Raw genomic sequence first — 23,520 nt, forward strand, 5'->3', positions numbered from 1 at the left:
AGGGTTAGCAGGCGAAGGCGGGCGGTGCGCGCGGCGGATGCGTGTAGGTTTCGTGGCGGACAAGCGGCGGCGTAATGCCGGGAACAGGGGGGGCGCGCGCGATAATCAGCGTGAGCCAGATAAAAGGAATAAAGACCCACACCATCAGCGGCACGTGGATGAGCAGATCGCAATAGCCGCAGGCCATTACGCTGTCGCTGCGCGTGTTATGCGCCATGTCTGGCATCATGCCATCCATCATCATGGCGTGATGCGCTGATTCAGACATCGGCGCCATGGCGTCATGCGCCATACCCGCGTGCTGCGGCATGGCGACGTAACTCATCGTCATCGAATCAGACTGGGCGTTTGTCCGGCTTTGCTGCGTCTGGAGCGTTTTCGAGACCATCGGCGCGACAAACAGCAACAACACCGCCAGGATGGCGATGCAGGCGGTAATGCGTTGGCGAAGGGGCGATGAAAACGTCATGACATAGCGCGTAGCTTAACAAAAGAGGCAGAAGTGTACCGCGATTGCCGCGCGAGGGTTAACGTAAGCCCAGTTTTTTAAGGAAAAATGCGCACCTTTTGAAAAATGTCACGCTATGCGCTGCGTTTGTTAACCTTATTGCAACCTTAAAAAAACAGCCTTCAAACACTTCAATGGAGATGTGATGAAAATAGTGACCCTGGATGGCGATACGCTGCCGTTGCCACTTACCCCCCCAGACTGGTGTACCGCGTGGGATTTTCGTCAGACCACCGCGCCGCATGAGATTGTGACCGTGCTTAAAGGGGCACAGATCGCCATTACCAATAAAGTGCCACTGCGTGCTGAGGTGCTGGAAGCCTTGCCCGATCTGCGTTACATCTGCGTGGCGGCGACCGGTTACGATTGCATTGATTTAGAGGCCTGCCGCGCACGCGGCATTCTGGTCAGTAATGTGCCGGGTTACTCCACCCGCAGCGTGGCGGAAGGCGTGATAGCGGCGCTGTTTGCAATGCGGAGGCACTTGTTGTCGTATGCGCAGAGTGCGCGAACGGCGTGGCCTGCGTCTGCCCATTTCTGCGTACACCAGCAGCCCATGTTGGATATCCACGGTGCCACGCTGGGGATCATCGGTCAGGGCGATATTGGCCGTGCCGTGGGGTCGCTGGCGCATGCGCTCGGTATGCACGTCATGTATGCCGAGCGCAAAGGCGCAACGACGGTCCGGCCCGGTTATCACGCCTTTGATGATGTGCTGGCTCGCAGCGACGTTTTGAGCCTGCACTGTCCACTGACACCGCACACGCATCAGCTGATCGATCTGGACGCGTTGGTGCAGATGAAGCCGTCAGCGGTGCTGATCAATACCGCCCGCGGCGGACTGATCAACGAAAGCGATTTGGCCCATGCGCTGCGGCAGGGAATTATTGCGGGTGCCGCATTGGATGTATTAAGCACTGAGCCGCCTCCCGCCGATCATCCGCTGTTGCAGCCTACGGTGCCCAATCTGCTGTTAACGCCGCACATTGCCTGGGCAAGTCAGCAAGGCGTGACCAATTTACTGCGCGGTATCAACGCCAACCTGCGCAGTTTTAAGCAAGGCGCCGCGCAAAACCTCGTGAGTTGATCGTTAGAAGATCGAGCGGCCCAACCGTTCTGTCAGTTTCTCCAGCAGCGCGGTACCTGCCAGTGAGTTGCCCGAGTGATCCAGCGCGGGCGACCACACCGCAATACTCATTTCACCGGGGATCACCGCCACGATACCGCCACCGACGCCCGATTTTGCTGGCATGCCCACGCGCCAGGCAAACTCGCCCGCGCCGTCATACATGCCGCTGGTCATCATCAGCGCGTTAACCTGGCGCGCCTGGCGCGGCGTAATTACCGCCCATTCATCCTGCTGGCTGCGCCCCTGATTAGCCAGATAGAGAAACGTGCGGGCTAACTCTTCGCAGTTCATCGACAGCGCGCAATAATGAAAATAGGTTTCCATCACTTTACTGACGTCGTTGTGGAAATTACCAAAGGATTTCATCAGCCAGGCGATAGCGGCGTTACGCGCCGAGTGCTCATATTCTGAGCGTGCCACCGTGCGGTCGTACTGGATATCGGGCTGTTGCGCAAGGCGGCGCACAATCTCCAGCATGCGCTGTCGCGGTGCTGTCAGGCGGCTTTCCAGCAAATCGCACATCACCAGTGCGCCGGCGTTGATAAAGGGATTCCGCGGTTTTCCCTGTTCGAGTTCAAGCTGAACCAGTGAATTAAATGCCTGACCGGACGGTTCTTTGCCCACCCGCTGCCAAATCTCTGCATCCTCATACAGCGTGAGTGCCACGCTGAGCGACAGCACTTTCGAGATAGACTGGATAGAAAAACGCGTGGTGGCATCGCCCGCCTGGTAGCATTTGCCCTCAGGCGTCACGATAGCAATCCCCAGCTGGTGAGGATCGACGTCCGCGAGGGCGGGAATGTAATCGGCAACGTTGCCCGCGCACGTGAGCGGACGCACGTCGTGAACTAATTCTTCAAGAAGCGCATTACTGAGTTCTGACACGGGTGGCTCCGTATAATCCTTCATCTGACTACGCTGCCGCGTAGTCGCCGTGGCGCGGATAATGGTGATTTGTCATTACGGCGTCAATGGCTCGCTCGAAATTCTGTGAACCGCTGATGAAACGGCCTTAGTGAGGCGAACACGGCGCCGCACGGCGCGCAAGGCATACTTAATTGTGCGCAGCATGACGCGCGCCTCTTGCATCTCAACGCATCCGCGTCCACCTTTAAGGCTGGTGCTCAAGACTGATGGAAAAACAATGCTCTGGTTATGGAATACGCTGATCGTGCTCGCGGCGGTGCTGGTGATGGAAATCGTGGCAGCGGTGACGCACAAATACATCATGCACGGTTGGGGATGGGGCTGGCATGCATCACATCATGAACCCCACAGCGGAACCTTCGAACGTAACGATCTTTACGCGGTAGTGTTTATGTTTGTGGCTATCGCGCTCATCTATATCGGCGTGCATGGCGTATGGCCGCTGCAGTGGATCGGCGCGGGTGTCACGCTCTACGGCGCGCTCTATTTCATGGTGCATGATGGTTTAGTGCATCAGCGTTGGCCGTTTCGCTACATACCGCGCAAAGGTTATCTGAAACGATTATATATGGCGCACCGCATGCATCATGCGGTGCGCGGGCGAGAAGGGTGCGTGTCGTTTGGTTTTCTCTGGGCGCCGCCGCTGCATGCGCTGCAAGCCACGCTGCGTCAGCGCAATAAAAACGTTAACGCGGACGCTGCCAAAGGCCCGCTGGACGGGGTTCAGGCTGAGTCAGACGTGAAGTAAGCGCCAGTCCACCTCCCTTCAGCAGCTGCACCAGCTTTTCGCTCCGGCTGGTGCGCTGCCGCCTATCCCAGGCGTGCGCACCGGCCCGTTGTACTTTTATTCCAATTTCCCGGTAGACACCGTGTGCGGTGGCGATTGCCCATGCTGAACGCAGCGGCAAGCCGCGTAAGCCCGCGTGCGCTGAGCGGTAGTAAGGCTCGGCTTCATTTACCAGCCGCGCGGCGAGCTGCGCCAACGCAGGGCGGTACTGCGGATCGGCCAGCGGTTTGCCTGTGAGACCCGCATCGTCAAGCCAGCGCTGCGGCAAATAGCAGCGATGGTTTTGCGCATCTTCCACGATATCACGGGCAATGTTGGTGAGCTGGAACGCCAGGCCTAAATCGCAGGCGCGATCCAGTACCGCTTCGTCGCGTACGCCCATGACGCGCGCCATCATCAAGCCCACCACGCCTGCAACGTGATAACAGTAGCGTAGGGTATCATCGAAGGTCTCGTAATGCGTTTCGCGGGCGTCCATGGCGAAGCCTTCAAGGTGGGCAAAGGCCAGCTGCGGGGGGAGCTGGTGGGTCAAGGCCACTTCCTGGAAGGCTCTAAAGGCGGGCTCATCCATGTGAGCCCCGCTGTAGGCGCGGCGGGTTTCAATTTGCAGATGCTGCATGCGCGTCTGCACGTCCTCCACCCGGTGTTGCGTGCCCACCTCGCCAAGCGTTTGCCCGTCAATCACGTCGTCACAATGGCGGCACCAGGCATAGAGCATCAGCGTGCTGCGTCGCGTTGGCCCGGAAAACAGTTTGGTGGCGCTGGCAAAGCTTTTTGAGCCCACCGCCATGGTTTGCGTAACCTGCTCAAGCAGCGGCGGTTGGTTCATCCGGTTAAATCCTCTTGCATCAGCTGCGCGGTGGCTTTTGCCGAACCAATCACACCCGGTACACCGGCACCCGGATGCGTGCCTGCGCCTACCAAATAAAGATTGTGAATATCGGCATCGCGATTATGCGGGCGGAACCAGGCGCTTTGCGTCAAGATCGGCTCCAGAGAAAACGCGGAACCCTGATGCGCGTGCAGCGTGTCGCGGAAATCAAACGGTGTAAACATGCGCTGTGTGACGAGTTGCTGACGTAATCCCGGCATGTAGTGCTCCTCCAGATAAGCAAAAATTCGGTCGCGCAAGCGCGGCCCTTCCTGATGCCAGTCAATGTCTGCCGTACCCAAATGCGGAACCGGGGCAAGAACGTAAAAACTGCCGCATCCTTCAGGTGCCAGCGACGGATCGCTGGAGCAGGGCGCGTGCAGATAAAGCGAAAAATCCTCTGATAACGCACTGCTGTTAAAAATTTCGTCAATCAGTTCGCGATAACGCGGTCCGAAGCAGACGGTATGGTGCGCCAGCTGGGTGTGGGGCTGATTCAGGCCAAAATAGAGCACAAACAGCGAGTTGCTCATGCGCTTGCGTTTTAGACCTGTTGCGCGCTTTTGCGCGACCGGGTGCTGCTTTAATAGCGTATCGTAGGTGTGTACCACATCGGCATTCGACGCCACCGCCGCCGCGTCGAACTGGCGTCCATCTTTCAAGCGGAGGCCGCTGATGCGGTTGCCCTGTGTCTCCAGCTCGCCTACTTCAGCATTCAGCAGCAGTTCGCCGCCTAGATCGCGGAACAGCTGCGCCATTCCTTCAACCAGTGCGCCGGTGCCACCGCGCGGGAACCATACGCCCCATTCCCGTTCCAGCGCATGGATTAAGGTATAAATGGACGACGTTGCAAAAGGATTACCGCCAACCAACAGCGAGTGAAAAGAGAACGCCTGACGCAGATGATCGTCTTTAATAAAGTGCGATACCATGCTGTAAACGCTGCGCCACGCCTGCAGGCGCGCTAGCTGCGGGCCCGCACGTAGCATATCGCTGATGTGCAAAAAGGGCACGGTACCCAATTTGAGATAGCCCTCTTTGAATACCTCGCGGGAATACGCCAGGAAGCGGCGATATCCAGCGACATCGTCGGGATTAAACGCCGCAATCTGCTTTTCAAGCTCGGGCTGGTTGTTGTCGTAATCCAGGCGGGTGCCATCTTCCCAGCACAGACGATAAAACGGCGTCACGGGCATCAGATCGACGTAGTCGCTCAGTTTTTTTCCTGCCAGCGTGAACAGTTCTTCGATGGCGCTGGGATCGGTGATCACCGTTGGGCCGGCGTCGAAGGTATAGCCCTGATCCTGCCAGACGTAGGCGCGCCCGCCGGGTTTGTCGCGCTGCTCCAGCAACGTTGTGGGAATGCCGGCTGCCTGCAGACGGATCGCCAATGCCAGGCCGCCAAAGCCTGCGCCAATTACATAAGTGCGTTTCATTATGTCTTCCGTGGTGATGAGGTCATAAACAGGGCGCGCAGTGCTTCACCGACCGGCACCGGGGGTTTGCCACATAAAATGCGCGCTTTGTCGCTCAGGCGAAGCTGCCCGGCATAAAAACGGCTGATCAGGCCGGCATCAAGCCGATAAAAACGCTGCATCACTTGCCAGCGTTGCTCCGGCTTACCGGCCAGGAATAGCATGCGATTAAGCTGACGGAAAAAGCGCTGTGCGCGCCACTGTGCTGCGGCAAACTGCGCGGTTTGTTGCGCCAGCGCCGCCGCGCTGAGGGGCTGCATGTGCGCAATGCGATCGGCCAAGGCCACGGCGCTGGGCAGCGAATAGCCGGTGGTGGCATGAAACAGACCGGCGCGCAAGCCGCTGCAAGGCTGCCCGCGCTGTTGCTGCCAAAAAAGGCGGTGATCGCCGCTAAGCGTAATCGGCAGTGAGCCGTGCTCTTCACGCAGCAAAAGCTTGAGCTGCCAGCCCTGTTGTTGCGCATAAGCCTGAATATTCTCACGTGCGGCGCGGTGCGCTAGCGAAGGCGTGTTGATGTAGTGGGTGTCTTCAATCAACAGACGCTCAGGGGTCAACGGCAGCGTATAGACAAAGCGGTAACCTTGCTGCTGATTAACCGTGGCATCCATGAGAATCGGCTGGGTTAAGCCGTGGGGTGCTGTCAATTGCCACTCCTGGCCAACAAACGCCTGATAACCCAGTTGCAGATGCGGAGTCGCTTGCAAGCCGCGGCCATCAATCACCGCCGCAGCATGTAGCGTACGGTTGTCCGACAGCGTGACGCTTTCAGGCGTAACGGCCTGCACGGAACAGTCTGTCCAGAGATCCTCGCCTAAGGCATCAGCCACGTGGTGAGCAAACGCCTCGGACGCGATCGCGCAATACCCGCCGGTGAAAGTGCGGTGCAAAGCCGGAAAGCGCACTTGATAACCCGGCCACTGATGCGAAATATAGGGCGCAATCCACTGAAATTGTTCGTCGCTGAGATCGTCGCGATGAAATGACCACGTGTGATTGCCCGCAGGCGCGCTGTCACGTTCCAGCATCAAGAGGCGAAGCTGCGGTTGGCTCTGACGCAGGCGCAGGGCAATCAACCCGTTTGCCAGACCGGCGCCCACCAAAATTACATCGTAATCGGTGCGCATCGTGTCCCCTCCGCCAGCACCACCTGCTGTTGGCATAGTGCTTGTTCGACAATTTCTGCGGCGCGTGCGCAGCCGCCCGCACGCTGTAGCTGCGCCTGAATCGCTGACATGCGCAGCCGGTAACGCGGGTCGTTCAGTAAGGTATGAATATGGTGCTCCAATAGTGACTGGCGGCTAAAGCGCGAAGCGCGAATGCCTACGCCGTGCCACGCAATGCGCGCGGCAACGCCGGGTTGGTCGAACGCGATGGGCATGGCGAGCATTGGCGTGCCGCACTCTAAGGCCTCAAGCGTGCTGTTGAGGCCAGCGTGCGTGATAAACAGCTGTGCATGTTGCAGCGCTGCGCGCTGGTCGAGGAAGTCCGTTACCCACGCCGCACCCGCCAATTCAAGCTGGTGGACCTGCCGGGCATTGAGCCCGCCGCAGTGGGCCACCACCAGCGACAACTGCTGCTGGCGACACGCGCGCGCAAGGCGCATAAATAGTGAGAATCGCTGACCTTGTAGCGTCCCCAGCGAGGCGTAAACCACCGGTTCCCGCAGGCCAGGCCAGGGCGCCGCCGCAGCGGTGCCCATAGGTGGCGTATATAACGGCCCCACGGCATGGAAACAGGCCGGTAGCTGCTGACGAGGAAAATCAAACGCGGGCACTAGCTGGCTAATCTGCGCCAGCGGTGAGAGACATTGGTGCAAGCCGTGGCGCGGTGACAGACCAAAATTCTGCGCGTATTGCGCAATCACTTGGCCATGACGGCGCATGATACGGTCATAGATCTCTTCGCTCGCCTGAAAACGCTTTAAAGCGCGCGCGTCTTGGCCATAGCGAAAGGGCATCACCGCCAGTGGAATGCCCGGCTCGCGATTGACCGGCAGCGCGCACGCCACAGAAACAAACGGCAGTCCCAACGCCTCCGCAACCAGCCCGCCCGCCGCTTCCATTTGATCGGCGATGACGCCATCCACCTGCAGAGCGTTGAGTTTGCCCGGCAGTTCGCGGCAAAGCATATCGGTACTGGCGCTGATGTCGTTGATCACGCGAAGCAGAGAAAGCGGAGAGGCCAGATGGTGCAACGCCTGCGCCAGAGAACCAACAGGATGCGTGCGTTCTCCCGTGACGGCAAAGTTGATGCGCTCATCACTCAAGAGCGTGCGCGCGTCGGCTTGCTGTAAAAACGTGATGCGGTGTCCGCGTGCCATGAGCGCCTGTGACAGCGCCTGCAGCGCATGGAAATGGCTATAGAGCGGCGGCGCGACAACGGCAAAGTGGGCCATATTCAGCACCGACCCGCGTTCAGTGACACAGGGCAAGCTGCTGGGTGAACAGCGCGTGCATATATTGACGAGTCGCGACGCCGCGGTCACAGGCGCTATTTAAATGTCCTTCGGCACTGCGCAGATGTTCGCGCAGCCGCTGCTCTGCGTCTTGCGTGCCCAGCAGCTGAACCAGGGTGGATTTACCCTGGTCCTGAAAAGGGTCTTTACCGGTGTGTTTACAGCCGTCAATGAGATCGTCAAGCAGCTGAAATGCCTGCCCTAAATCTTGGGCGAAAAAACGCATATTCTCGCGCACCTGCGGCGAGGCATCCGCAGCAATGGCAGCCATTTGCAGCGTGGCGCGAAACAGCACGCTGGTTTTCAACTCGTTGGTCAGCGCCACGGCATCCGGGCTGCGACTTTTGGCCCCATCGTGCAGATCCTGAAACTGCCCTTGTACCAAACCCTGTAAACCAACGGCAGCCGAGAGCTCGGCGATGGTTTCTGTTTTTTGTCCGGCAGAAAGATCGGGCGCAACGGCAATCACTTCGAATGCGCGACTCAGCAGCGCCACGGCGGCGAGAATGGCCACATTTTCACCGTACTCACGATGAATGGTGGGGCGGCCACGGCGCATCAGCGCGTTATCCATTGAGGGGATATCGTCAAGAATCAGCGAAGCGGCATGCACCATTTCTACGGCGCAAGCGAGATGGAAAATCCCACGCTGATGCAGGTCGCAGCCCATATCGCGTGCCGCTAATAGCAACAGGAGCGGGCGAATGCGCTTACCCGGGGCTAACGTACCCGCACGCATGGCGGCGCGTACTTTGTCTGAAGGATTACCCGCAGGCAATAAATGCTCAAGATGAGCATGCAAAGTTTGCTGCAAATGAAGAAGGTCGCTTTCCTGATCAGCGGTAATGTCGACGTGGTCGGTCATAGCGGCTTTCCATTGTCAGTTGAATTGTTATGGTTTTTTCATTAACCGTAGACTGCGTGGGGCGAGTTTGCCAGCGAGCGCAGCGGCATTTCCCACTCGGCTGAGCGTAACAGAGTTGATAGAAAAGGTAAGAGGCGGGCTTCATTATTACGCTATCTTTTTAACCGTTTGCTAAAAATAAGGCGCTAGCACCACTTTTAACTGAAGGAAAAAGGTGAAATGGCGCGGGAAGGGCGAAGCACTCCGGATCTCCGGCCTGCTGACGCCTTTTTTAAGTCAAATTTATGCTAAAGCTGATCGCGATCAATGCGTCAGTGGCTTGCTTGCTCAACGCTAAAGGCTATTCCACTGACAGAAGGAGAAGCTCATGCGTAACGCCACGATGACCTTAGGCGAAATGGCGCGTTATGTTGGGGTATCACCTGCTACGCTGGCCTGCGCGATTTGCAATCGAGGCAGCCTGGAGCGCGTTCCGCTGCCCGCCGCTGTTGATGAAAATGTGCCGCTTTCGCGTCGCTGCTGGGCACCGCAGGAAGTGCAGCACTTCAAACTCAGCCTGACGCGCATGCGGCAGAGAGGCGCCGTTCGCAGGCGTTGAAGCGGCGTGCTGAAAAGTGGCCTAAGCAAAAAAGCCTGATGCGCTGCACCAGGCTTTATTTACGTAAAGGGCCAGAAGAAGGGGGGCGCGGATCAGGCCGCGACACCTTTTGGCTGGGTGAGCACATGCCCGGCCCACAAATTCGCTACCCACTTCACCCCTTTGCGCGTGAAACGTGCCTGGGAAAAGGCGTGCTCGTTTTCACCATGACCGCAGCGCACCGTAAAATAGCCTGCCTGTAAATGGTGCTGCTGAGGGGTAAGCACACCCTTATCGCGAAACATGATGTTGCGCGTCAGCAAAAAGTCGCGGAAATCGCTCTCTTTCACCTTCAGCATTTTGCAAAGCTGGCGAAAACCCAGCGTTTCATTGGTTTCGATGAAACTGTCAAAAAACGCGGCCTTCGGCGCCGTTACCGCGAGCTGTTGTTCGGCGAGACGCCGCTGCTCATATTGTTCAGCCCACGCCCGTGCGGCGGCGGCCGGATTGGTAAAATCCGGCAGTTGCACGCGCTGTTCCTTTGCCTGCCAGCGATCGAGCAGTTCAGCGGTAAAACCGGGTGACAAGCGTGCTACCGCAAGCAGGGAGTCGCGTTTGTTGAGGAGAAATTCCTGACGCATCTCACCTTCATGCTCAAATTGATTCACCGTCACAGGCTGAGAGAGGCGCTGCGCGGTCTCCAGACTTTTAATCAGGCGCTTCACTTCGCCGTGCGTATTGCCCGTGACGCGGGCAATTTCGCGACTGCTCATGGTCAATCCAGGATTGAGAGCAGACAGGTTATCCATCGAGATCATCATAAATATCACCTCATACCAACCAATGCAGCCATCTGGCTGTTGAATAAGTATACAGTATACTGGTTTTATAACCAGTATTTTTTGGTGATAAATTCACCCGTTGCCCCCGCCGATGCGCTTGCCTAATGGCTCTGGGTTACTACGCTCAAGCAACCAGCCTGCGATTTACGCTATTCGCCGATAGACATCATCAGGAGAGAATATATGAAAGCGCTAACCTACCACGGACCGCATCGCGTAAAAGTTGAAACCGTGCCGGATCCGGCTTTAGAACAGCCTGACGACATTATTCTGCGCGTTACCGCAACGGCCATTTGCGGCTCTGATCTGCATCTCTATCGCGGCAAAATACCCGGCACCGATCACGGCGATATATTTGGCCATGAGTTTATGGGTGAAGTGGTGGAAGCGGGCAGCGCGGTGACGCAGGTTGCTATAGGCGATCGCGTGGTGGTACCGTTTGTGATTGCCTGCGGCGACTGTTTTTTCTGCCAGCTACAGCAGTACGCCGCGTGCGAAACCACCAATCCAGGCCGTGGTGCCATCCTCAATAAAAAAAGCATTACGTCACCCGCGGCGCTGTTTGGTTACAGCAAGTTGTACGGTGGGGTGCCGGGTGGTCAGGCTGAATATGTCCGCGTGCCTAAAGCGAATAGCGGGCCGTTTAAAGTGCCCTTTACCCTGCCTGATGACAAAGTACTCTTTCTCTCAGATATTCTCCCCACCGCCTGGCAGGCGGTACAAAATGCGGGCCTGACCAAAGGATCAAGCGTCGCCATATTCGGTGCAGGACCGGTGGGATTATTATCCGCAGCGTGCGCGCGGCTTGAAGGTGCCGAGCAGATCTTTATGATTGACCACAACGCGTATCGTCTTGAATTTGCACAACAGCGCTATGGCGTGACGCCGATTAATTTCGACGATATCGACGATCCGGCGGCCTGGATCATTGAACATACCAAAGGCAATCGGGGGGTTGATGCTGTTATCGACGCAGTAGGATTCGAGGCAAAAGGTAGCCTGACGGAAACCGTTTTGTCGAATTTAAAACTGGAGGGCAGCAGCGGGAAAGCGTTACGCCAGTGCATCGCGGCGGTACGACGGGGCGGGGTGGTGAGTGTGCCGGGTGTGTACGCGGGCTTCATTCATGGTTTCCTGTTTGGCGATGCGTTCGACAAAGGGCTGACGTTCAAAATGGGCCAGACGCACGTTCACGCCTATCTGCCCCGGCTGCTTTCCTTAATCGAACAGGGATTATTAACGCCGGAAGAGATTGTCACCCACCATATGCCGCTGGAAGACGCAGCGCGGGGTTACGAAATTTTCGAAAAACGGAAAGAAGAGTGCCGCAAGGTGATTCTGGTGCCGGGCATGGCCTCAACCACACCCGCCGCGTAAGACGTATCAGGCTGACCCGTCAGCCTGATAACATTAGCGCACCTGTTGTTCATCGCGATCGTTCAATTCTGACAGCACCAGCTCGCGTGACGGTGCGTTATCCAGACGATCGCCATACTCTGCGCTAACGTCTGGCAAACTGGTAAATTGCCCATCAACAAACAAAAAGCTCAACGCGTGAGTCACGTCATTAAATAATACGTCGGTATCGTTGGGCGTCTCGCCGGAAGCGTCTTTACCGTCAAGTTGCCATAAGAGCGTGTCATTCCGGAGTTCAACGCTGCCGATATCGACAACGTGGCCGTCAATATTCTCAATCAGTAAACGTTGGCGATAGTAATACAGCTGGTAAGGCATGCGATCGGATTTATTCTCAGACATGCTTTCTCCCTAATTGATGATTTCAATGGAAAATATAAAACCGGAACGCGTAAACACTCCAGTAAATAATATTGACGCCCAAATAAGCCCAGCAGCCCCAATAGGCAACGGGCTCGCGGCGAGTTCGGAGTTTTGGCAAGAACGCTAAAATATAAAGCGCAGAGGAAATAAGCGAAACGAAATAAAGAAACTTCATAAGCTCTCCTTGGTTTTTTATTATTTAAAGCATAGTCATAAATACGCGTCTTATTTATTTTGTCGCCAGATACAGATAAAAAAAAGCCCCGTTTGAGTACGGGGCGGGCCGTTATGACATCAGCGTCTTCAAGGCCGCCGCGCTGGCGTCATCGTCGGGGACATACACCAGCAGGCGATCGCCGTTGCGCGAGGCAGACCACCAGTTATTTTGCCGCAGCGTCAACTCACCTACGGGCTCACGGTAGAAGCGCTTTACCCGGTTCTCCACTTTACAGAGCTCGTAGCGCTGCCACGTTTGTGCAAATTCATCTGAGCTAGTCATTAGCCGCGCCAGAAAATTTTCCCAGTGCGGATCGCCTAAGTGCTCGCCCATTTGTCCCCTAAACATCGCCACCAGTTGCGGCATCATCTCGTCCCAATTACGCATCGCTTTGCGCCATTCTTCATGATTGAACGCCAGCCAAATGCAGTTGCGATCTTCAGGCGGAATGCTGGCTAAATCCACGCCCATCAGCGCACACCAAGCCGTGTTGTAGCCGATGATGTCGAAGCGCGGGGTCTCAATAATCGCCGGCAGCTGAATCGCATCCAGCATCTGTTGATTATGCGCCGCAATTTTGCAGCAGGCGGCGGCGACGCTGACAGAAGGGAGCGCGTGCCCGGCAAGGTAAAAAAGATGCTGGGTTTCGACATCATTGCACTGCAGCGCGGCCGCGATAGCCGTGAGCGTTTTTGGCGAAGCGTTGATATCACGGCCCTGTTCCAACCACGTGTACCAAGTCACGCCGACGTCTGCGAGCTGTGCAACTTCTTCTCGCCGTAGTCCCGGCGTGCGCCGATGCCGCAACCGTGGCAAACCGAGACGCTGCGGATCGAGGCTCTCCCGGCGTTTACGTAGAAAGGTACCCAATAATTTGCGGTTACTTTGGTCGGTCATCACATCGCTTGCAGTCGGCATCATGGACGGTTCTCCTGGTGAGCCGGGTAGTGTTTATACCATGATAATCAAGCACTGGTACCCGTTTAAAACTTCAGTGATGCTATGTTCTACGGCGTTTAAATACAAGGTTTGACTCATGCATACATCACAACTCAAACGCACCGGGCTGGTGGTTCTGCTGGCAGGACAACTGCTGCCCATGATTGATTTTTCTATTGTTAATGTTGCGTTGGACGCCATGTCCCAGACGCTACGCGCCAGCCCTATAGAACTCGCGCTCATCGTGGCGGTATACGGCATCGCTTTCGCCATTTGCCTGGCAATGGGAGGACGCTTAGGCGACAACGTGGGACGCCGCACGGTGTTTCAGGCGGGCGTGGCCATTTTCGGGGTGGCCTCGCTGCTGTGTGGTATCGCGCACAGCGTCGCGCTGTTGATGTTTGCCCGGGCGCTACAGGGCGTGGGCGCGGCGCTGATTGTGCCGCAGATCCTCGCTACCCTGCACGTGACCCTCAGCGGCCGCGACCACGCGCGGGCCATCGGCCTGTACGGCGGGATCGGCGGGCTGGCGTTCATCATTGGTCAGGTCTTGGGGGGCTTTCTGATCAAAGCTGACATCGCAGGATCCGGCTGGCGCAGCGTGTTTTTAATTAACCTGCCACTTTGTCTGTTTGTGCTGATGACCGCGCGCCGCGCAATCCCGGAAACCCGAAACGCGCAGCGCGTCGCGGTAGATATTGCCGGTACGCTGCTGCTGGCAAGCGCGATTGGCTGCCTGATGCTGGCGTTGGCGCTGGGCCCGCTGCTGCACTGGTCATGGCCATGCTGGGCGCTGCTGGCGCTGTTCCCGGCATTGCTCCTGCGTTTACGCCGCAGTGCGATACGCCGTGAAAATGCAGGCGGTGTTCCGCTGTTGCCACCGTCTCTGCTGCGTTTGCCCAGCGTGCGCTTTGGGTTAACGCTGGCGGTGCTGTTTTTTTCCTGCTGGAGCGGCTTCATGTTTGCGGTGGCGCTGACGCTGCAAGCCAGCTTACATATGACGGCGTTTGAATCGGGTAATGCCTTTATTGCCTTGGGCGCCGCTTATTTCGTTGGTGCCATGCGGTCCACGCGCACGGTGGAACGCTACGGCAAGCGCACCACGCTGCTGGCGGGCTGTGCAATTCAGATGAGCGGGCTGCTGGCGCTGATCGCCACGTTTCAGCTTCACTGGTCGTCTCTCGGCGTGACGACGCTCATCCCGGCCACGCTGCTCATTGGCTTCGGACAATCGTTTATTGTCAGCACCTATTATCGCATTGGCATGCAAGGCGTGCCGCATCACCAGGCGGGCGCCGCCAGCGCGGTGCTCTCTACGGTACAGCAGACGGCGCTGGGACTGGGGCCGATGCTACTGGGGGCGATCTATACACAGATTGCCCGCCACGGCAATCCGCTGACGGCAATTTCCGGCACGCTGGTGGCAGAACTGATCATGATGAGCGTGTTGGTGTTGGCGGCAAGTGTCAATCGCACCACGTTTCAGTGCGCCACGGTAAAAGGATAAACAGACGTGCCCTCATGAGAGGGCACGTCGATCAGGCCGCTGTTATGCCCCGGGCGTTTCAGCCAGGCGTTGGCCGGTTTCAGGATCGAACAGATGCAGTTTTTCCATGTTGAAGCCAATGCGAATGGCCCCGCCTGCGCTGGCTCCGTGGCGTCCCGCGCACTGCATATGCAGCGGTTGGCCCTGCCAGTCAAGGTGCAGCAACGTGGACTCCCCTGTAACTTCAACAACCTGAACATACGCCAGCGTTCCGGTAGCGGCTTCCAGCAGATCGTGCGGGCGTACGCCAAGCGTCACGTCCGTGCCCTCGCGACCTTGTGCGACGTCCACCCAGCGGGGCGGCAACGGCTGCCAGAGATCCTGGCACTGCACGCCGATAATGCCGTTGCGCGCGGAAAACTGCGCGGCGAGCAGGTTCATGGGCGGTGAGCCAATAAAGCGCGCCACAAAGGTATCTGCCGGACGGTCATACAGCGTTAGCGGCGCACCCTGCTGAACAATGCGTCCCTCACGCATCACGACAATTTGATCGGCGAGCGTCATGGCTTCCACTTGGTCGTGCGTCACGTACACCATGGTCGTTTTAAAGCGCTGGTGCAGAGATTTAATCTCCGCCCGCAGCTCCATGCGCAGCTGCGCATCGAGATTGGAAAGGGGCTCATCAAACAGAAACACCTGCGGATTCCGCACCATTGCACGGCCCATGGCGACGCGCTGGCGCTGGCCGCCCGACAAGGCGCGCGGGTAGCGGTCTAACAGTTTATCGATCCCCAAAATACCGGCGATACGTGCGATTTTGCTGCGCTGCTCCTCGCGTTTGACTTTCTTTACCTGCATATGAAACGCCAGATTCTCCGCCACCGTCAGATGGGGATAGAGCGCATAGCTCTGGAACACCATGGCGATATCGCGATCGGCAGGGTCGCGATCGGTAATCGCGACGCTGTCCATCATTATTGCGCCTTCTGACAGGCTCTCCAGCCCCGCCAGCATGCGCAGCAGCGTGGATTTACCGCAGCCCGAAGGCCCCACCAGCACGGTGAAACTGCCGTCGGGAATCGTGAGACTGAGCGGATGCAAAACCGCTTGCTTGCCGTAGCGCTTGGCCACGTTTACTAATTCAACACCGGCCATAATTTAACGCTCCTGAGCAGATAGTTGCAGTTGATGCCAGTCGGGATAACGACGCGGCTGCGTACTGATTGCCAATGATGCCACCGCAATCCCCCAGCGTAGCGCGGTGTCGGGTGCGTGCTGATGCAACAGGGCGGTGAGAAATCCGGCGTTAAAGCTGTCACCGGCACCGATGGTATCGACCACCGTGACAGGCTGCGAAGCGTGCAGCGTATGCTGATGGCGCTGCCAGCAGCCAGCGCCTTGGGCGCCGCGCTTCACCACGCAACCGCCGCGTCCGCTTAGGCGCTGCGCCAACTGTGCCGCGCTGGCTTCCAGCGTCTCGCATGCGGCCAATCCGCGCGTTTCGACCTCATTCAACAGCAGCCAATCGCACAGCGGCAGCCAGTGGGTAATCTGCTGGCGAACTTCTGCGGTCCAGCCCTGCGGCGGCCAGCCGGTATCCACGGCAATGACATAGCCACGCTGGCGCAGCGCGGTCAGCAGCGCAGGGTAATCGGCATAGAGCTGCAAGCACAGAAACGTGCCGCACAGCAGAACGATGTCACCGGCGTGCGCCTGCGGCGGCAGCTGATCCAGCACATCGTCTGCGCTGAGGCGAACGATGTGGCCGCGATTGCTGATAAACGATCGTTCATGATCGGAGTGCGTAACGCCCACGGTCAGGGAAGTTTCGCAGGCATAGCGCGGCCACGCGTCCGCGCTGTGGGGAAAGTGGCCAGCCAGCCAGGCGCTGAGTCCGTCATCGCCCTGATTGGCGATTGCCCGGTGGCGCACCTGCATGGCTTCCAGCGCCAGCGCGCAGTTCCCGGCGGAGCCACCGGGGCGCAGCTCACTCTGTGCCACCATTACTTCGGTGCCGCGCTGTGGCCAGTTGTCGAGGGTGCCCATGATCATATCGACGTTAATGTTGCCCGCAACGTAGAGGGTCGCGTTGGTGTGTTTCATCCTTTACTCCCGCCACTGGCCAAGCCGCTGACCAGGGTTTTCTGCAGCCAAATAGCAATAAAAAGCGGTGGAATTGATGCCAGAATACCGACGGCAGCAATCAGACCATCGTCGGTGGCGCGACCGGCGGTAAAGCCCGCAATGGTCACCGGCAGGGTTTGCGCGGCGATATTGCTGGTAAACAGTAGCGCATAGAAAAATTCATCCCACGCCAGCAGCCAGCCAAACAGGGCGGCGGCGCCCAGTACAGGTTTTGCCAGCGGCAGCGTGATGCGCAGCAGCACCTGCCAGACGCGCAAGCCATCCAGCCGCGCGGCTTGCTCAATGTCCTGCGGCAGGGTGTCGAACTGGTTCTTCAACATCCAGGTCAAAAAGGGCAGGATCAGCGAACAGTACACGACAATCAAACCGGGACGGGTATTGAGCAGGTCAAACTGTTGCAGCAAGAAGTAGAGCGGCAGCGCAAAGGCCACCGGCGGTACCATATAGATGGCCAGCGCGGCAAACAGCCAACCGTCGCGCCCGCGATAGCGCGAGAAGCTAAAGGCCGCCGGAATCGCCAGCAGTAGGCAAATGGCCGTGGCGCCAGTCGCCACCAGTAAACTGTTCCCCAGCGCATGCAAGAACAGCGTGCCTGGCTGGCCGGGTGCCAGCGAGAGTAACCGGCCGTAGCGACTGAAATCCCACTGTCGCGGCAGCCACTCCAGCGGAACGCGGGTTAAATCGCTGCTCGCGCTCACGCTCATCAAAAATAGCCAGCCCATGGGAGCTAACACGGAAAAGGCCACCAGCAGCGCAGCAGCGTATTTGGCCACGGTGCGCAGTTTACGCTTCATAAGCACGTCCCCGGCGACTCTGGCGCCACAGTAGCAGCAGGTAAATCGCAATCAATACCGCGCACAGCAGCGTCATCAACATCGCATACGCCGCGCCGCTGCCAGCACGCAAATAGCTGAAAGACTCCTGATAAACGAAAAAGCTGAGGGTCTTCGTGCTGTCCACCGGCCCGCCTCGTGTCATGACATAAATCAGGTCAAAGATTTTGAAGGCGTCGATGGTGCGCAACACCACGGCAACGCTGAGTGCGCCAACAATCGCGGGAAACGTGATAGCACGGAATCGTCGCCACGCGGAGGCGCCGTCGAGGCGGGCTGCTTCGTAAAGATCGTCGGGCACGGATTGCAGTGCCGCCAGCACCAGCAGCGTCACCAGCGGATAGTTTTTCCAGATATCGGCAAACATGACCGCACCCAGCGCCGAGTCAGGCGATCCCAGCCAGCTGCGATAGCCGTCGAGGATGCCGAGCTGCGTCAACAGCGCATTGATGCTGCCGTAGTCAGGATTGAAATTAAGTCGCCACATCATGGCATTCACAATGGTTGGCAGCGCCCACGGTAAAATCACCAGCACGCGCAGCAGGTTACGACCATAGAACCGCTGGTTGAGCAGCAGCGCAACCAGTACGCCGATCGCGGCTTCAAATGCCACCGACACCACGGTGAACAGCAGCGTGCGCCCCAGCGACTGCTGGAAATCCGGATCGGTGAGCGCATAAATATAATTTTCCAGCCCCACCCAGCCGGGCGCATCGCTGCCGATCAGGCCAGCATCGGTAAAGCTTAACCAGATGGTGCGTATCAGGGGCCAGGCGGTAAGCAGCAGCATGACTAACAGCATGGGTGCCAGCAGCACCCATGCCTGCCGCTGTTCGCGTTGACGCAAACTCAGCATGATGGCTCCCTATCGCAGCCGCGCAGCGCTTTTGTCGACCGCCTGCATCGCCGCTTCAGGCGTCGCGCTGCCCACCAGCACCTGCTGTAACTGCTGTTGCAGCGTGTTTGAAAGGCGTGAGTAATCAGCGGTTTCCGGGCGCGACAGCATCACGTTCAGCGACTTATCCGCCGCGGCGATCAGCGCGTCCTGATTTTTCTGCACCGCGGCATCCTGATAAGAACTTTTCCAAATAGGCAGGCTGAGCGTAGCGTACTGATTTTGCACCGGTTGGGAGGTCATATAGCGGATGTATTCCCACGCCTGATCGGGATGTTCGCTGCCCTTGGCGATGCCCAAGCCCATTGAGCCGTTAACCGCGCCAATTTTGCCCGGCGCATCGCCCGGCGCGGGCATGATCCCCACTTGGCCTGCGACTTTACTCTGCTTCGCATCGTTGGCCATGTTGTACATGTAGGTCCAGTTAAGCGCGAAGGCCGCATCGCCATTGGAAAACGCTTTGCGCACATCCTCTTCCAGATACTCACGCGAGGCAGGATTGGTGAGCCCTTCATCCAGCGAACTTTTCATCAGCTTGAGCGCTTGCAGCGAGGCGGGCGTAGAGAAATCGAGTTTGCCGTTCTGATAGAACGTGCCGCCGAAGCCAGACACCAGCGTGGTGTAATCACACACCAGTGCTTCTGCCTGCGACCAGCTCCATACCAGCGGGTATTTCACGATATTTTTCTGTTTAATCACCTGGGCATCATCCATTACCTGCTGCCATGTTTCCGGCAGGGCGGTAATGCCCGCTTTCTCCAGCATGGCTTTGTTGTAATAGAGATATTTGGTATCAAGGATCCACGGCATTCCCAGCGTTTTGCCCTTGAACACCACGGTATGCATGGCGCCGGGGAAAATCTGCGCGCTGACGTCAGCCGGGATGCGGCTGCTGACATCCTGCAGCAGATCGAATTTGGCAAACTCAGCGGGCCAAATGGCATCAAACAACACAACATCATAGCCTTTGCCGCCTGCGCCACGCGCCGCCACGATTTTATCGTGCAGCGCTTCGTAAGGCACAAACTCCAAATTCACCTGCACGTCCGGGTGCGCCTGCTGGAACGCAGTGGTCATCGCACGGATGTCATTTTCGCTGTAGGCCGCTTGCGTCATAAACAGGGCATTGAGGGTGGTCGCCGCCATGGCGTGGCCTGCGCTGGTCAGCAGTACCGCTATTGCGCAGCTCTTCAGGGGAGCCGGGAATCGAATACGCATTGTGTTTCACCTTGCTGTGTAAAGGAGTATTAATTAAATCAATTTGATTGATTTAATTGCGGTCAAAGGTGTCAGTTTGCTGCGGCTGACATCAGTAAGTTCAAGCAAACGCTGTGCCAGGCATAAAACCGGGTTGCCAGAGCACTCTACTTTGCACACTTTTTTAACGCTGTCAGGCAAAGCGGGTGTAAATTGTGTCGCCGATCATAGATATTGATGCGCGGATGCGTCGGGTGTGAAAAGAGAGACAGGACGATGAAAACCTCAGGAACCAATCTGGAACACGCGCGGGCGCACAATCGCCGGGTGATCATTGAAGCGATTCGCCTGCACGGCGAGTTGACGCGGGCGGAGCTGGCGCGCCTAACGGCGCTCACCCCGCAAACCGTCTCCAATATCGTGGCCGAGCTGGAAACGGCTGAGCTGCTGGTCAGCCGCCAGCCGCGTAAGCAGGGCCGTGGGCAACCGGCGATTCCCGTCACGCTTAATCCGGCCAGCGCCTTTTCCATCGGCATCCATCTTGATCATCAAACGCTGCTGATTGTGCTGGTGGATCTAACCGGTGAAATTCACTTTCGCCGCCTTATTATGGTGCAAAAGCCCGAGCCGGATGCCACGTTAGCGCGCATTGCCGAGGTGTTGGATGAGATCAAAGCGCAACTCGGTGCGCGCTGGCAGAAGGTGCTGGGGATTGGTGTGGTGATGCCAGGACCGTTTGGCGTCGAGGGGATTTCGTCCATCGGCCCAACCACGCTGCATGGCTGGGAAAAGGTGGATATTGAGGCGCAGCTCGCGGCGATGAGTCAGCTGCCGGTCACACTGGAAAACGATGCCACCGTCGCCGCCATCGGCGAACGCTTCCACGGCGTCGCCCGACAACTTAACTCGTTTATCTATCTGTATATCGGGACGGGATTGGGCGCGGGGATCTTTATGGACGGTCATATCTACAGCGGACACGCGCACAACGCGGGCGAGATCGGTCATGTGGTGGTGGAGCCTGGCGGACGGGCCTGTTACTGCGGTAACCACGGCTGTCTGGAGCGCTACGTCTCGCTGCAGGCCGCGTATGAGTTTTGTGGACTGGACCCTATGACCGCACTGCCTGACGATCTGCTGGCCGTCGATCCGGCGCGCTTTGACGACTGGATTGACACCGTGCTGACGCCGCTGCGGCAGGCAATTAATATGCTGGAGTGTATTTTTGACGCCGAGAGCGTGATCATCGGCGGCATGATGCCCGCCGCGCTGCTGGACAAAATGATTGCGCGTCTTCCGCCGCTTTATCAGTCGGTGCGCAGCCGTTATCTCACCGCCTCGCGCCTGAAAAGGGGGTTAACCGGCAGCGACACCGCCGCGCTGGGTGCCGCCGCGCTGCCCATCTTCGATGAATTTAATCCACAATTTCAGGTGCTCATGAAGTGAATGTCCTGCACGCGATTCAGAAAGGCGCGTCTGTCCGGTAAAAGTCGCGCAGCGGATGACGCGCGTGACCGGCATCATCAATGTTGCTGGGCGCCAGCCACGCATCGAACGCGCGGGCGCGAGCGGGCCATTCATTGTCAATCATCGACAGCCAGTCGGTGTCACGGTTGCGCTGTTTGCGCGTCATCGCCTGGCGAAAACGGCCTTCAAAGGTAAATCCCAGGCGCTCTGCAGCGCGGCGAGAGGCGTGATTGAGTGAATCACAGCGCCACGCCACGCGACGATATCCCAATGCAAAAGCCTGTCGCAGAAGCAAGATGATGGCCTCGCTGCCGAGCACATTGCGCTGCATGCGCGGTGACCATGTCACATGGCCAATCTCAATCGCGCCGTTTTCCCGCTCAATATTGGCATAGCACACCACGCCGACCGCCTGCTGGCTGCGATTGTCCATTACGGCAAAGCTGATTAATCCCGGATCATTGATTTTGATGTCGATCCAGTCGTGCATCGCGGCGGGCGACGACGGCCGGGTGCTGCCTAACCAAGTCCAGTCGCGATCGTCGGGGGCCAGCGCGAAGGCGGCGTGCAGATCGTGAGCGTGTGCATGTTGCAGTGGCGTCAGTGTACAAAAGCGTCCTGGCAACGCGTGGCGCGGTGGCGCAGCAAGGGGCTGCCAGTCCGGAAGCGGTACACCGACAGGTTGACCATAGTGATTGACGTGCGGCATGGTGTCTCCTGCGTGGCGTGGAAGGGGGAAATCGGGTATGCGATAGGCAGGTGGCGAATTTATTAGCTACCTAATAATGAGTGGCAACACATTTATCGTCACTTACGCTATGATACGCGGCTTGTTATCGGCTCGCGGGTGCGAGCGATTCTTTACCTGCTTTTCTGGAAAATCATGTCTTCACAACCTCATCAAACCCCATCATCCACCGATGCTGCGCCGCTGTCACGCGGTAGCGTGCTCAAGGCGCTGTTTGCCCTCGGCACCGGTGGCTTTGCTATTGGTACCGGCGAATTTGTCATTATGGGCCTGCTGCCCGATGCCGCTGCGGGACTTCACGTCTCCATCCCTGACGCCGGGCACTTAATCAGTATTTACGCGCTTGGCGTGGTGATCGGCGCCCCGTTGCTGGCCATTCTTGGCGCCCGCGCTGCACGGCGTGATTTTTTGATGACGCTGATGGGTCTCTTCGCGCTGGGTAATCTGTTCAGTGCCATTGCACCGGGCTATTACAGTATGCTGCTGGCGCGTTTTCTCGCCGGTTTTCCTCACGGCACCTTTTTTGGCGTGGCGGCGCTGGTTGCTGCCGGACTGGTTGAGCGCGGCAGGCGCGCCCAGGCGGTGTCCATGGTGTTGTTTGGCCTCACGATTGCAAATTTACTGGGGGTACCCGCGGTCACCGCCATCGGACAAATTTTCGGCTGGCGCGAAGCCTTTGCCATCGTCGGGGTTCTGGCGCTGCTGACGTTAACGCTGGTGGGACTGTGGGTGCCCAAAGTGGCCGGCGATCGCAACGCCAGCCCGCTGCGCGAGCTTTCCGCGCTAACGCGTAAGCAGGTGCTGTTGACGCTGGCGATTGGGGCCATCGGCAGCGGTGGCCTCTTTTCGGTGTTCAGTTATGTTAAGCCGACGCTCACGGACCTCGCCCAGCTGCCGGTAAGCTGGATCCCGCTGGTGCTGGCGCTGTTTGGCCTCGGCATGATCCTCGGCAATGTGGCAGGCGGGAAACTGGCCGATCGCGGCCTGGAAAAAACCATTCGCGCGGTCCTGATTTGGTCCGTGCTGGTGCTGAGCGCCTTTGTGTTTACCGCGCACTTTGCGGTGGCCGGATCGCTTAATGTGATGTTAATCGGCACCATGGTTGCGCTGGCAAGCGTGCTGCAAATACGTCTGATGGACGTTGCCGGGGATGCGCAAACCATGGCGGCGGCGCTGAATCACTCCGCGTTCAATATTGCCAATGCCTTGGGTGCCTGGCTGGGTGGTGTGACCATCTCTGCGGGATTCGGCTGGCAGTCCACCGGCTGGGTTGGCGCGCTGCTGGCGGTGTTAGGCTTATTGGTACACGCGGTAGCGATGCGTGATGCACGCAAGAAATCCATTACTTTCGCTACCCACCACAGCGGCTAGCAGGGGA

At 58.0% G+C, this 23,520-nt stretch carries 23 protein-coding genes; 7 read left to right on the forward strand and 16 right to left on the reverse strand.

Annotation, left to right across the window (positions count from 1 at the left end; translation table 11 throughout):
- Positions 1-4: 4 nt before the first annotated feature.
- A complete protein-coding gene (locus LU196_RS13705; RefSeq protein ID WP_232760201.1) occupies positions 5-469 on the reverse strand; it encodes a DUF2946 domain-containing protein in 465 nt (154 codons plus the stop codon).
- 184 nt (positions 470-653) lie between these two features.
- On the opposite strand from LU196_RS13705, the gene LU196_RS13710 reads away from it, so the two are divergent.
- On the forward strand, positions 654-1,595 hold the full coding sequence (locus LU196_RS13710; protein ID WP_232760202.1) for a D-2-hydroxyacid dehydrogenase: 942 nt from the start codon (positions 654-656) through the stop codon (positions 1,593-1,595).
- Between the two features lie 3 nt (positions 1,596-1,598).
- Here LU196_RS13710 and glsB read toward each other — a convergent pair whose 3' ends face one another.
- Entirely contained in the window at positions 1,599-2,522 is a 924-nt protein-coding gene (gene glsB / locus LU196_RS13715) for a glutaminase B (RefSeq protein WP_232760203.1), read from the reverse strand.
- 259 nt (positions 2,523-2,781) lie between these two features.
- On the opposite strand from glsB, the gene LU196_RS13720 reads away from it, so the two are divergent.
- The gene (locus LU196_RS13720; RefSeq protein WP_232760204.1) at positions 2,782-3,312 is read left to right on the forward strand and encodes a sterol desaturase family protein; all 531 of its coding nucleotides are present in this window, start codon (positions 2,782-2,784) and stop codon (positions 3,310-3,312) included.
- Here the strand turns inward: LU196_RS13720 and crtB are convergent.
- The 5 genes from crtB to LU196_RS13745 are packed head-to-tail and all read right to left on the reverse strand — an operon-like array spanning position 3,251 to position 9,017.
- Positions 3,251-4,180 carry a 15-cis-phytoene synthase CrtB gene (gene crtB, locus LU196_RS13725; protein WP_232760205.1) on the reverse strand — a complete coding sequence of 310 codons (930 nt, stop codon included), beginning with the start codon at positions 4,178-4,180 and terminating at the stop codon, positions 3,251-3,253. The genes LU196_RS13720 and crtB overlap by 62 nt on opposite strands.
- Positions 4,177-5,658, reverse strand: coding sequence for a phytoene desaturase (locus tag LU196_RS13730; RefSeq protein WP_232760206.1), 1,482 nt, complete (start codon positions 5,656-5,658; stop codon positions 4,177-4,179). The genes crtB and LU196_RS13730 overlap by 4 nt, the downstream gene beginning before the upstream one ends.
- The gene (gene crtY, locus LU196_RS13735; RefSeq protein ID WP_232760207.1) at positions 5,658-6,821 is read right to left on the reverse strand and encodes a lycopene beta-cyclase CrtY; all 1,164 of its coding nucleotides are present in this window, start codon (positions 6,819-6,821) and stop codon (positions 5,658-5,660) included. The genes LU196_RS13730 and crtY overlap by 1 nt, the downstream gene beginning before the upstream one ends.
- Positions 6,800-8,092: a glycosyltransferase gene (locus LU196_RS13740; RefSeq protein ID WP_232760208.1), complete on the reverse strand. Its 1,293-nt coding sequence runs from the start codon at positions 8,090-8,092 to the stop codon at positions 6,800-6,802. Before LU196_RS13740 ends, crtY begins: the two co-directional genes overlap by 22 nt.
- A 19-nt stretch (positions 8,093-8,111) precedes the next feature.
- Positions 8,112-9,017, reverse strand: a complete 906-nt coding sequence (locus tag LU196_RS13745; RefSeq protein WP_232760209.1) for a polyprenyl synthetase family protein — start codon at positions 9,015-9,017, stop codon at positions 8,112-8,114.
- Between the two features lie 367 nt (positions 9,018-9,384).
- Between LU196_RS13745 and LU196_RS13750 the strand changes: the two genes are divergently transcribed.
- On the forward strand, positions 9,385-9,615 hold the full coding sequence (locus LU196_RS13750) for a hypothetical protein (protein WP_232760210.1): 231 nt from the start codon (positions 9,385-9,387) through the stop codon (positions 9,613-9,615).
- Between the two features lie 92 nt (positions 9,616-9,707).
- Here LU196_RS13750 and LU196_RS13755 read toward each other — a convergent pair whose 3' ends face one another.
- Positions 9,708-10,415, reverse strand: a complete 708-nt coding sequence (locus tag LU196_RS13755) for a phage antirepressor KilAC domain-containing protein (RefSeq protein WP_232760211.1) — start codon at positions 10,413-10,415, stop codon at positions 9,708-9,710.
- 204 nt (positions 10,416-10,619) lie between these two features.
- Between LU196_RS13755 and LU196_RS13760 the strand changes: the two genes are divergently transcribed.
- Positions 10,620-11,813: a zinc-dependent alcohol dehydrogenase gene (locus tag LU196_RS13760; protein WP_232760212.1), complete on the forward strand. Its 1,194-nt coding sequence runs from the start codon at positions 10,620-10,622 to the stop codon at positions 11,811-11,813.
- Between the two features lie 33 nt (positions 11,814-11,846).
- On the opposite strand, the gene LU196_RS13765 is transcribed toward LU196_RS13760, so the two are convergent.
- Positions 11,847-12,194, reverse strand: coding sequence for a hypothetical protein (locus LU196_RS13765; protein WP_232760213.1), 348 nt, complete (start codon positions 12,192-12,194; stop codon positions 11,847-11,849).
- A 307-nt stretch (positions 12,195-12,501) separates the two neighbouring features.
- Positions 12,502-13,350, reverse strand: coding sequence for a helix-turn-helix transcriptional regulator (locus LU196_RS13770; protein ID WP_370641006.1), 849 nt, complete (start codon positions 13,348-13,350; stop codon positions 12,502-12,504).
- Between the two features lie 118 nt (positions 13,351-13,468).
- On the opposite strand from LU196_RS13770, the gene LU196_RS13775 reads away from it, so the two are divergent.
- Entirely contained in the window at positions 13,469-14,878 is a 1,410-nt protein-coding gene (locus LU196_RS13775) for an MFS transporter (RefSeq protein ID WP_232760215.1), read from the forward strand.
- Positions 14,879-14,920: 42 nt separating this feature from the next.
- On the opposite strand, the gene LU196_RS13780 is transcribed toward LU196_RS13775, so the two are convergent.
- The 5 genes from LU196_RS13780 to LU196_RS13800 are packed head-to-tail and all read right to left on the reverse strand — an operon-like array spanning position 14,921 to position 19,876.
- On the reverse strand, positions 14,921-16,012 hold the full coding sequence (locus LU196_RS13780; RefSeq protein WP_232760216.1) for an ABC transporter ATP-binding protein: 1,092 nt from the start codon (positions 16,010-16,012) through the stop codon (positions 14,921-14,923).
- A 3-nt stretch (positions 16,013-16,015) separates the two neighbouring features.
- Complete coding sequence (locus LU196_RS13785) at positions 16,016-16,960, reverse strand: carbohydrate kinase family protein (protein ID WP_232760217.1); 945 nt, start codon at positions 16,958-16,960, stop codon at positions 16,016-16,018.
- Positions 16,957-17,796 carry a carbohydrate ABC transporter permease gene (locus LU196_RS13790; protein ID WP_232760218.1) on the reverse strand — a complete coding sequence of 280 codons (840 nt, stop codon included), beginning with the start codon at positions 17,794-17,796 and terminating at the stop codon, positions 16,957-16,959. Before LU196_RS13790 ends, LU196_RS13785 begins: the two co-directional genes overlap by 4 nt.
- Positions 17,786-18,691 carry a carbohydrate ABC transporter permease gene (locus LU196_RS13795; RefSeq protein WP_232760219.1) on the reverse strand — a complete coding sequence of 302 codons (906 nt, stop codon included), beginning with the start codon at positions 18,689-18,691 and terminating at the stop codon, positions 17,786-17,788. The genes LU196_RS13790 and LU196_RS13795 overlap by 11 nt, the downstream gene beginning before the upstream one ends.
- Before the next feature lie 9 nt (positions 18,692-18,700).
- Positions 18,701-19,876, reverse strand: a complete 1,176-nt coding sequence (locus LU196_RS13800; RefSeq protein WP_370641007.1) for an extracellular solute-binding protein — start codon at positions 19,874-19,876, stop codon at positions 18,701-18,703.
- A gap of 327 nt (positions 19,877-20,203) precedes the next feature.
- Here LU196_RS13800 and LU196_RS13805 point away from each other — a divergent pair, with 327 nt between their 5' ends.
- Positions 20,204-21,373 carry an ROK family transcriptional regulator gene (locus LU196_RS13805; protein WP_232760221.1) on the forward strand — a complete coding sequence of 390 codons (1,170 nt, stop codon included), beginning with the start codon at positions 20,204-20,206 and terminating at the stop codon, positions 21,371-21,373.
- 16 nt (positions 21,374-21,389) lie between these two features.
- On the opposite strand, the gene LU196_RS13810 is transcribed toward LU196_RS13805, so the two are convergent.
- Positions 21,390-22,103 (reverse strand): GNAT family N-acetyltransferase, encoded by a 714-nt coding sequence (locus tag LU196_RS13810; protein ID WP_232760222.1) that lies wholly within the window; start codon positions 22,101-22,103, stop codon positions 21,390-21,392.
- A gap of 174 nt (positions 22,104-22,277) precedes the next feature.
- Here LU196_RS13810 and LU196_RS13815 point away from each other — a divergent pair, with 174 nt between their 5' ends.
- The gene (locus tag LU196_RS13815; RefSeq protein ID WP_232760223.1) at positions 22,278-23,513 is read left to right on the forward strand and encodes an MFS transporter; all 1,236 of its coding nucleotides are present in this window, start codon (positions 22,278-22,280) and stop codon (positions 23,511-23,513) included.
- The last annotated feature ends 7 nt before the right edge of the window (positions 23,514-23,520 follow it).

The organism is Pantoea sp. Mb-10 (genome assembly GCF_021272205.1).
Lineage (GTDB): Bacteria > Pseudomonadota > Gammaproteobacteria > Enterobacterales > Enterobacteriaceae > Pantoea.

Excerpts from the sequence above, each read along its gene's own strand:
- LU196_RS13705 (WP_232760201.1), bottom strand. The coding sequence starts at position 469 with ATGACGTTTTCATCGCCCCTTCGCCAACGCATTACCGCCTGCATCGCC.
- LU196_RS13795 (WP_232760219.1), bottom strand. The coding sequence starts at position 18,691 with ATGCTGAGTTTGCGTCAACGCGAACAGCGGCAGGCATGGGTGCTGCTG.
- LU196_RS13800 (WP_370641007.1), bottom strand. The coding sequence starts at position 19,876 with ATGGCGGCGACCACCCTCAATGCCCTGTTTATGACGCAAGCGGCCTAC.
- LU196_RS13790 (WP_232760218.1), bottom strand. The coding sequence starts at position 17,796 with ATGAAGCGTAAACTGCGCACCGTGGCCAAATACGCTGCTGCGCTGCTG.
- LU196_RS13805 (WP_232760221.1), top strand. The coding sequence starts at position 20,204 with ATGAAAACCTCAGGAACCAATCTGGAACACGCGCGGGCGCACAATCGC.
- LU196_RS13710 (WP_232760202.1), top strand. The coding sequence starts at position 654 with ATGAAAATAGTGACCCTGGATGGCGATACGCTGCCGTTGCCACTTACC.
- LU196_RS13785 (WP_232760217.1), bottom strand. The coding sequence starts at position 16,960 with ATGAAACACACCAACGCGACCCTCTACGTTGCGGGCAACATTAACGTC.
- LU196_RS13765 (WP_232760213.1), bottom strand. The coding sequence starts at position 12,194 with ATGTCTGAGAATAAATCCGATCGCATGCCTTACCAGCTGTATTACTAT.
- LU196_RS13770 (WP_370641006.1), bottom strand. The coding sequence starts at position 13,350 with ATGCCGACTGCAAGCGATGTGATGACCGACCAAAGTAACCGCAAATTA.
- LU196_RS13760 (WP_232760212.1), top strand. The coding sequence starts at position 10,620 with ATGAAAGCGCTAACCTACCACGGACCGCATCGCGTAAAAGTTGAAACC.
- LU196_RS13720 (WP_232760204.1), top strand. The coding sequence starts at position 2,782 with ATGCTCTGGTTATGGAATACGCTGATCGTGCTCGCGGCGGTGCTGGTG.
- crtY (WP_232760207.1), bottom strand. The coding sequence starts at position 6,821 with ATGCGCACCGATTACGATGTAATTTTGGTGGGCGCCGGTCTGGCAAAC.
- LU196_RS13730 (WP_232760206.1), bottom strand. The coding sequence starts at position 5,658 with ATGAAACGCACTTATGTAATTGGCGCAGGCTTTGGCGGCCTGGCATTG.
- LU196_RS13775 (WP_232760215.1), top strand. The coding sequence starts at position 13,469 with ATGCATACATCACAACTCAAACGCACCGGGCTGGTGGTTCTGCTGGCA.
- crtB (WP_232760205.1), bottom strand. The coding sequence starts at position 4,180 with ATGAACCAACCGCCGCTGCTTGAGCAGGTTACGCAAACCATGGCGGTG.
- LU196_RS13740 (WP_232760208.1), bottom strand. The coding sequence starts at position 8,092 with ATGGCCCACTTTGCCGTTGTCGCGCCGCCGCTCTATAGCCATTTCCAT.
- LU196_RS13810 (WP_232760222.1), bottom strand. The coding sequence starts at position 22,103 with ATGCCGCACGTCAATCACTATGGTCAACCTGTCGGTGTACCGCTTCCG.
- LU196_RS13750 (WP_232760210.1), top strand. The coding sequence starts at position 9,385 with ATGCGTAACGCCACGATGACCTTAGGCGAAATGGCGCGTTATGTTGGG.
- LU196_RS13745 (WP_232760209.1), bottom strand. The coding sequence starts at position 9,017 with ATGACCGACCACGTCGACATTACCGCTGATCAGGAAAGCGACCTTCTT.
- LU196_RS13815 (WP_232760223.1), top strand. The coding sequence starts at position 22,278 with ATGTCTTCACAACCTCATCAAACCCCATCATCCACCGATGCTGCGCCG.
- LU196_RS13780 (WP_232760216.1), bottom strand. The coding sequence starts at position 16,012 with ATGGCCGGTGTTGAATTAGTAAACGTGGCCAAGCGCTACGGCAAGCAA.
- LU196_RS13755 (WP_232760211.1), bottom strand. The coding sequence starts at position 10,415 with ATGATGATCTCGATGGATAACCTGTCTGCTCTCAATCCTGGATTGACC.